An 8,348-nucleotide genomic window follows, 5' to 3' on the forward strand; every position below is an offset into this window, starting at 1 on the left:
ATCAAACCTTAACGCTGGCTGGGAAACGCGAACTGCGCGGCTTCCTGGCTTTGCGCTTTCGGCCAACGCTGGGTAATGGTTTTGCGGCGCGTGTAGAATCGCACACCGTCCGGGCCATAAGCATGAAGATCACCAAAGAGAGAGCGCTTCCAACCGCCAAAACTGTGGAAGGCAACCGGAACCGGTAATGGCACGTTAACCCCCACCATGCCTGCCTCAATTTCATTACCAAACTGCCGTGCCGCTTCACCATCACGCGTAAAGATACAGGTCCCGTTTCCGTACTCATGCGCATTAATGAGCGCAATGGCCTCTTCCAGTGATTTAGCTCTAACCACACACAACACCGGGCCAAAAATCTCTTCCTTATAAATCCGCATCTCCGGCGTTACCCGATCAAACAAGCAGCCCCCGAGGAAAAAACCGTTCTCATGGCCTGAAATTTTCAACGCTCGGCCATCAACCACTAACTCTGCGCCGACATTGACGCCATCATCAACATAACCGCTGACTTTGTCACGGTGTGCGGCAGTGACCAGAGGCCCCATGTCCAGCCCGCACTCTGTGCCAGCACCGATTTTTAACGCCTGAATGCGTGGCACCAGCTTATCAATCAACGCATCTGCCACTGCATCACCAATACACACGGCCACAGAAATGGCCATGCAACGCTCACCGCATGAACCATACGCTGCGCCCATCAGAGCATTCACTGCATTATCCAGATCGGCATCTGGCATCACCACAGCGTGATTTTTTGCACCACCCAAGGCCTGCACGCGTTTACCACGCTTTGTGCCTTCACTGTAGATATATTCCGCCACTGGGGTCGAACCTACGAAGCTAATCGCTTTGACATCCGGGCTTTCCAGCAGCGCATCAACCGCTTCTTTGTCGCCATTCACCACATTCAGCACGCCTTTCGGCAAGCCCGCTTGCTGGAACAGTGAGGCAATCAGCAAGGTGGAACTTGGATCGCGTTCAGAAGGTTTCAGAATAAACGTGTTGCCACAGGCAATCGCCAGCGGATACATCCACAGCGGTACCATCGCCGGGAAGTTGAACGGGGTGATGCCTGCCACCACACCCACGGCATGGAAGTCACTCCAGGAGTCGATACCTGGCCCGGCATTACGGCTGAATTCGCCTTTCAGCAATTCTGGTGCGGCCGTGGCGTACTCCACGTTCTCAATACCGCGTTTTAGCTCGCCTGCGGCATCTTCGCGGGTTTTACCATGCTCTTCGCTGATCAGCGTAACAATCTGCTCTTCGTTCTCTTCCAGCAGCTGTTTGAAGCGGAACAGCACCTGTGCACGTTTGGCCGGTGGCAACTCACGCCAGGCTGGCAGTGCGGCCTTAGCCGCATCAATCGCCTGTTGGACCGTCGCACGGCTTGCCAGCTCTACCTGGCGAATGGCTTCACCGGTTGCCGGGTTATACACCGGCACGCTGCGCCCCGCTGCTGCCGGTGTTTCGCCGTTAATTAAGTGTGTGATTACTGTCATCATCGTTTCCTTAAGCGGTTGCGTGAAGGGCTTCGCCTACCGCATCAAACAGGCGGTCCAGTTCAGCAGGTTGGGTATTAAACATTGGACCGAACTGCAGCGTATCGCCGCCGAAGCGCACATAGAATCCCGCTTTCCACAACGCCATACCGGCCTCAAATGGCCTGATAATGGCATCGCCTTCGCGCGGCGCGATTTGAATAGCACCCACCAGACCGCAGTTACGAATATCCACCACATTCGGGCTGCTACGCAGCGCGTGCAGGCTGTTTTCAAAGTACGGCGCGAGTTCAGCAGACTGTGTCACCAGGTCATCTTTCTCCAGCAGATCCAGTGTTGCCAACGCTGCCGCACAAGCCACCGGGTGGGCTGAATAGGTATAACCGTGACCAAACTCCACGGCGTATTCTGGCAGTGGTTGAGACATAAAGGTGTGATAGATCTCACTGCTGGCGACCACACCGCCCATCGGGATTGCCCCATTGGTAATCTGCTTGGCGAAGTTGAGGATATCCGGCGTCACGCCAAAATACTCGGCTCCTGTCCAGCGGCCCATGCGGCCAAAGCCCGTGATCACTTCATCAAAAATCAGCAAAATATTGTGCTGATCGCAGATTTCGCGCAGGCGCTGTAAATATCCCTGTGGCGGGATGATCGCACCCGCAGAGCCAGAGAGAGGTTCAACAATCACAGCCGCGATGTTGGACGCATCATGCAGTTCAATCAGCTTCAGCATCTCATTTGCCAGCGCAACCCCGCCCGTCTCGGCCATGCCGCGGGTAAAAGGGAGATCCGTCTGTAAAGTATGTGGCAGATGGTCAACATCCATAAACTGGCCAAACATTTTACGGTTACCGCCAATCCCGCCAAGGCTGGTGCCTGCAATGTTGACGCCGTGATAACCGCGCGCGCGGCCAATGAATTTGGTTTTCGCCGGTTGTCCCTTCGCACGCCAGTAAGCGCGTGCCATTTTAACTGCGGTATCCGCAGATTCAGAACCCGATCCGGTGAAGAAGACGTGATTCAGATCGCCTGGCATCTTTTGGGCAATTTTGTCTGCCAGCGCAAACGACAGCGGGTGTCCGTACTGGAAGCCGGGTGAGTAATCCAGTGTGCCGAGTTGTCTGGACACAGCGGCCTGAATTTCGCTGCGGGTGTGGCCCGCGCCACAGGTCCACAATCCTGAAAGGCTGTCAAAAATCTGGCGGCCTTTATCATCCGTTAACCAACGGCCTTCTGCTGCCACGATAAAACGCGGGTCACGCTGAAAATTACGGTTAGCACTGAAGGGCATCCAGTGTGCTTGCAGATTAAGTGAAGCGGTATTGATGGCATCAGACATGGTCGGCTCTCTTCCAACAGGTGTGGATGCAGTGTGCCGCCACAGCATAGGTAAGTTAAATCACAATAATTACACCATTAGATACAGAAAAACTCACCCATAAGCCTGGCCGATAATGCGGTCGTTCTCTCCTGGATCTGCGGATGTTTTTATGCTGAATAAGTGCCTGAGAGGCAGCGGATTACACTGCTTTTGGCACAGGTAATTTGACCGATTTCACATTGTGAAAATAAGAAAATTATATCTCTTGAACAAAGCAGCACTTGCTGGGTTGCTGAATAAACAGTCATGTGGACAGTGAGATCTGGTCGCTGTTTCAGCACAGCAACCAGAATCTACGCGCGTTGGGGCTTGAAATACCGGCTGCCATGGCACGACAGAGATGACAAAAAAATTACAGCCGGACATTTTTTCTTACTCAGCGCATCACTGAGCCGCGTCTTAATGTCTCCTTAATCTTACCCTGAGAAAATCAGTGGGTGTTCCCCGAGGAGAGTTGAACGATGTTCAAACCAACAGCTGAAGATAAATTGTGCGAGATGTTTACCCTACTGCTAAGCGCAGTGGCGGTCGTGGGATTTCTGGCGGTGTGGTTCACCACCTAATCCGACGAGAACTCCACCCATGCGCGGCAACCGGGCCCCGGTTGCCGGTTTTGCAGATGGAAACGCCCTTTATGCAGCTGGACAATACGACTAACAATACTCAGACCCAAACCAATACCCCCATAGCGCCGATCCATCCGGACAAAGGCTTTACTCAGTTCACCGCTTTTCGCTTCATCAATACCCGGCCCCTGATCTTCCACGATCAACTCTGCCTGGCGCTCATTCTTGATGGTCACCGTAATGATGGAGCCTTTTGGACTGTAGCGTGATGCATTTTCCACCAGATTACGCAGTAACATGCGAATTAAGGTTTCATCTCCTTTTACAGTTGGTTCACTCTCCGTCACTAACTGGAGCTGCTGTAAGCGTGGTGCGAGCAGCATTTTCAGTTCATCCTGCATAGGCAACACTACGCCTTCAACCAGTGCCACACTCTGATACTCTCCGGCGGTAAAGGATTGTCCTACCCGTGCCAGATGCAGTAACTGAGCGACACTGTTCATCATATGGTCAAGCCGATCAATCAGCGGCTTCATACTGATATTATGCGATTTCTCAATCAGCTCGAGATGCAAGCGCAGCCCGGCAATCGGGGTACGTAATTCATGCGCAACATCAGCCGTGAACAGGCGTTCACGTTCCAGGTTGCTGGTTAAGCGGCCAACAAGTTGGTTGATGGAATGGGTGACGGCATCAATTTCCCGGATAGCGCTGTGATAACGCACCGGTTCGATATTGTCATCGCTGCGGTTTTCCAGCTCTTGTTGTAAGTGGGACAAAGGACGGGTGATCCATTTGACGGCCTGCAAACAGAGTACCAGCGCCAGCGTAATCATCACCAGGCTGGGCACCGCCAGGCTCGCCACCGCTTCATGAATCTCCTTCTCAACGTGTCGATGCTCATTTCGATGTTGGATAGCGGCATCCACCAGGAACTGAATCTGCTCTTTACTTTCATGCCAGAGCCAAAACACGCTGATGACCTGACAGAACAGCAAAATAAGGCCGATAGCCAACAGCAGGCGAAAACTCAGCGTGGTACTTTTGCGCGTTTTAGCCGGTTGTTTCATGACACGGTGTCCTGCTGCTCACTATTAACCAACGCATAACCAAAACCACGCACGGTTCGAATGGCTGATTTACCGATTTTGTCGCGCAGGTTGTGGATGTGTACTTCCAGCGTATTGGTGGAGGGTTCAGTTTCCCAGTTATAGATATCGTTGTAGAGGATTTCACGGTGTACTGGATTTCCGGCCTTAAGCATCAACCGCGCCAGAATGGCGTGCTCTTTTGGCGTCAGATCCAGGCGCTGTCCGGCTAATGTAATTTGCCGTAATGTCATGTTGAGCGTCAGGTTGCCGACCTGTACCAGCTCATCCCCTTGATTTACGTGGCGACGGATCAGCGCACGAATGCGCGCCAGCAGTTCCTCCAATGAGAATGGCTTGATCAGATAATCATCCGCCCCAGCATCCAACCCGGCAATACGTTCCTGCACCGTATCACGGGCAGTAAGGATCAACACCGGATGCATATTTTTCTGCCGCCGCAAGCGCAGCAGAAAATGTAAACCGTCCTCATCTGGCAAACCTAAATCCAGCACCAACAGGCTATACATGCCTTCGCGAAAGGCGGCTTCAGCCTCACGCACAGTGGTGACACCGTCACAAACATAACCTTCACCTTTCAGTGCCAGGGTTAAGCCCTGTAACAGCAGGGCATCATCTTCAACCACTAATATTTTCATGCTCTGTACTCCGACAGCCGGGCCATTCATCATTTAAAACACGTAAATAACGTCTATTCAGTCATAAATCCAGCGTCCGGCTTTAGCTGATTCTATAAGCATTCCTACTGTAAAAGCTTCAGGCTCATGTCTGTCAGAGCGCAAACGCTCAGGCAGTATGACGTTTGGGAGAAACGGCAATGTAAGTATAGGGAAATAGCGACGCCAGTTTATAGCACTACAGTCAACATCAAAAACTTCGGCATATTTATCTACCAGCTCATACACATCTTCACGCACGGTGAGAAATTCACCTGAGCTGAGTGATGAATCGATTTCAAGTTCTTTGCAACGCAATTCATCTCTAACAAATTTGAGTACCGTCGCATCTAAAGATTTCATCTTTTTCCCTCAGGTCGAACCATAAGATGATGGCGCAAGAGGCTTTTGGCGGAATTCTACAACTCCCTATTTTTATCCCTGACCTTCGCTAATTAATTTATCGCTAAAAACGCTTGCAGTTTATGATAAGGCCCAGGTTTCCCCAAGCCTCGCATCCTGAATTAAGCCATTGTTTACCTGAAACTTAACTCCGACAGCCGGTAAGAATGTCATCTGCCGGGCGATATTCCTTTGTCGCAATGCCCGTCAGGCCCAGCATAGTGGAAAACAGGTTATCCTGGGAGAAATTCGCCGATTTTGCACGTTGCTCCAGGCAGGTCTGGCTGACACCGTAGCGTTGCTGATAGTCCGGCGAAAGCCACAGTAACATCGGTACATGCTTCTGAGCTTCAGGGGCAATGCTGTAAGGCAATCCGTGCAGATAAACGCCGTCTTCACCCAGTGATTCACCGTGGTCAGAGAGATAAACCAGACTGGTGGTGAACTGGCTCTGATGCGCCTTCAGTAGGTTGATCGCCTTATCGACAATATAATCGGCGTACAACACGGTATTATCGTAAGTATTCACCAGTTGTTGCTGCGAACAGGTCTGAATCTGACTGGTTTCACAGGTTGGGGTAAACTTCGCAAACTCGGGTTGATAGCGATGATTATAGGTTGGGCCGTGGCTACCAATGGTATGAATCACAATCACGGCGTTCCCTTTCAGGCTTTCTATATATTGCTCCAGCCCGTGGAACAACACTTCGTCATAGCACTCACCTTCAATACACATGCCCGGCAAGTTCAGTGCATTCATATCCTGGTGCGGTACGCGGTTACAGACGCCTTTACAGCCGCCATCATTTTCATTCCATAACACCTGAATACCGGCACGCTGTTCGATATCCAGTAGCCCTTCCTCATGGCTGGCCAGACCATCGTCATAATGGCTGCGTGGCATATTAGAGAACATGCAAGGTACGGATACCGCTGTTGACGTGCCACAGGAGGCAGTATTAGGGAAATAGATCACCTGATCTTTTGCCAACCGTGGATTAGTCTCACGATTGTATCCACCCAGAGAGAAATCACTGGCGCGCGAGGTTTCACCCAACACCATAATCGTCAGATTAGGTTTGGTATTGCTGCTGAAAGCGGGTTTTTGCTGCGCATCAAGGCCAATTTGCACCAGTGGCAGGTTATCCATCCGGTGGTGCACATACCAGGACCAGACGGCAGTAATACTGTTAGAGGGGCTTAAAGATTTCACCAGCTCTTTGTTGTTGCGGAACAGTGAGGCGTAGTCTTTGTAGAACAACAAAGCCACCAGAATGATCGCGCAGCAGGAAAGCACCACGCTGAGGCTGCGATTGCGCAAGCTACGCCAGCCGGAAGCCGGTCTATTTACCTGTAACCAGCAGGCCAGCAGACTGCTCACTACCGCAGTAAATGCCAGCGTCAGTAACATCTGCGGAGTCACCAATGCCCAACTTTCAGCAGGTGTGGTATCCACAATGTTACTGATCATGGAGCGATCCAGCACAATGCCATAGTTTTGAATAAAATATTGCGCACTGGCGGCGACCAAAATAAACAGCACAATGACCAGGCGATCCAGCCAAATAAACGAAGCCAGCGTCACCACAATATTGATGACGCTAAAGGCCACAACCGGCATTGAAAGAAAGACCAACAAGCTGTGTCCCTGATGCAGCGGCAACAGGCTAGCGGCCTGGCGATAAAAGGCAATATTAAGAAACAGCGCGATATACGCTGAGAAAAGCATTAAGAAGCGCAACTGGCCAAGCGCAGGTCGACGCAAAGTAATCCGGGACATAGACAAGTTTCCATCATGAATAATGGTCGTTATCTTGCCCGGTACAGATTAAGACAACCTTAAGGAGCTTAAGGTTGGCAGGTTAACGGAGGTCGCTGGCTGCCCGCTTGTTCACTCGCTGCCAGTGCATCACGCCGATGAGCGCCAGCAGACTCAGCACCGCTGCGCCACTGAAAACCCGGCTACTGTCACCCGGAATATACACCATAAAGGCTGCGAGGAACTGCCCGCTGAAGATCGCCATCGCCAGCCGGGCCAGATTTTTCCCTCGCAGAGGCGCAGAGCTGTAATCTACGGTCATATGATTGACCAGCGGGATTGAAAACCCAAAGCCACAGCCGAGCATAACACCGCCGAAAATAAACAGCGGTAAATGACGCTGCATAATCGCGGTGATCTATCCATACTGTCCACCAGGTGGATAAACAGCAGCATTGAGTGTGGCTTTATGCAACAAGACCAACCAACCAGTTCGCAAGTCATCGCCCGCACGGCGCTGATCCTGCATACTCTGGAGAATTTTCCACAGGGTTTATCTATTTCAGCGCTGGCCAGGGCTGCCGCTATGCCGCGAACTACAGTCCATCGCCTGGTTACCTCACTGAGTGGTGGGTACGGCATTTCCCTGCCACTGTAGTGCGCATGGCAAAGCCCTACTGGCTGATATGATTGACATCCTCCCCGCCCTAAAGTGCAGGGATTCCTGCAGCCAGACGGCAATGTCCTGCCGCGAGTATGTTCTTTGCGGCGTTGACGTCGCGGTCATGAGTGATTCCGCACTCACAACAAGTCCATTCTCTTATTCGCAGGCCTGCTCTACCTTTCGGACTGTTGTCGGAGATGGCTCCGCAACACGAACACGCCTGGGTGGAATACCTTTCGTTGACCACTTCAAACACCACTGACCGCGCTATCGCTTTGTATTCCAGCTGTGTTTTGAGCATCG

Annotated in this window: 9 protein-coding genes; 1 reads left to right on the forward strand and 8 read right to left on the reverse strand. The window is 51.8% G+C overall.

Going from position 1 to position 8,348, the window contains the following annotated elements:
- Positions 1–8: 8 nt before the first annotated feature.
- From B880_RS0119455 to B880_RS25270, 7 genes are all read right to left on the reverse strand, one after another.
- Positions 9–1,505, reverse strand: coding sequence for a CoA-acylating methylmalonate-semialdehyde dehydrogenase (locus tag B880_RS0119455; RefSeq protein WP_017349132.1), 1,497 nt, complete (start codon positions 1,503–1,505; stop codon positions 9–11).
- A gap of 10 nt (positions 1,506–1,515) precedes the next feature.
- Positions 1,516–2,847, reverse strand: a complete 1,332-nt coding sequence (locus B880_RS0119460; RefSeq protein ID WP_017349133.1) for an aspartate aminotransferase family protein — start codon at positions 2,845–2,847, stop codon at positions 1,516–1,518.
- A 601-nt stretch (positions 2,848–3,448) separates the two neighbouring features.
- Positions 3,449–4,525, reverse strand: a complete 1,077-nt coding sequence (pmrB, locus tag B880_RS0119470; protein WP_017349135.1) for a two-component system sensor histidine kinase PmrB — start codon at positions 4,523–4,525, stop codon at positions 3,449–3,451.
- Positions 4,522–5,202, reverse strand: a complete 681-nt coding sequence (gene pmrA / locus B880_RS0119475; protein WP_026042785.1) for a two-component system response regulator PmrA — start codon at positions 5,200–5,202, stop codon at positions 4,522–4,524. Before pmrA ends, pmrB begins: the two co-directional genes overlap by 4 nt.
- A gap of 57 nt (positions 5,203–5,259) precedes the next feature.
- Complete coding sequence (locus B880_RS0119480; protein ID WP_017349137.1) at positions 5,260–5,583, reverse strand: DUF1493 family protein; 324 nt, start codon at positions 5,581–5,583, stop codon at positions 5,260–5,262.
- A 184-nt stretch (positions 5,584–5,767) separates the two neighbouring features.
- On the reverse strand, positions 5,768–7,402 hold the full coding sequence (gene eptA / locus B880_RS0119485; RefSeq protein WP_017349138.1) for a phosphoethanolamine transferase EptA: 1,635 nt from the start codon (positions 7,400–7,402) through the stop codon (positions 5,768–5,770).
- 82 nt (positions 7,403–7,484) lie between these two features.
- Positions 7,485–7,787, reverse strand: coding sequence for a hypothetical protein (locus B880_RS25270; RefSeq protein WP_017349139.1), 303 nt, complete (start codon positions 7,785–7,787; stop codon positions 7,485–7,487).
- A 63-nt stretch (positions 7,788–7,850) separates the two neighbouring features.
- On the opposite strand from B880_RS25270, the gene B880_RS25275 reads away from it, so the two are divergent.
- Entirely contained in the window at positions 7,851–8,039 is a 189-nt protein-coding gene (locus tag B880_RS25275) for a helix-turn-helix domain-containing protein (protein ID WP_036646437.1), read from the forward strand.
- Positions 8,040–8,088: 49 nt separating this feature from the next.
- Here the strand turns inward: B880_RS25275 and B880_RS26200 are convergent, their stop codons facing one another.
- Entirely contained in the window at positions 8,089–8,346 is a 258-nt protein-coding gene (locus tag B880_RS26200; protein ID WP_157060591.1) for a zinc ribbon domain-containing protein, read from the reverse strand.
- Positions 8,347–8,348 lie beyond the last annotated feature (2 nt).

The organism is Pantoea sp. A4, assembly GCF_000295955.2.
GTDB classification, from domain to species: Bacteria; Pseudomonadota; Gammaproteobacteria; order Enterobacterales; family Enterobacteriaceae; genus Pantoea; species Pantoea multigeneris.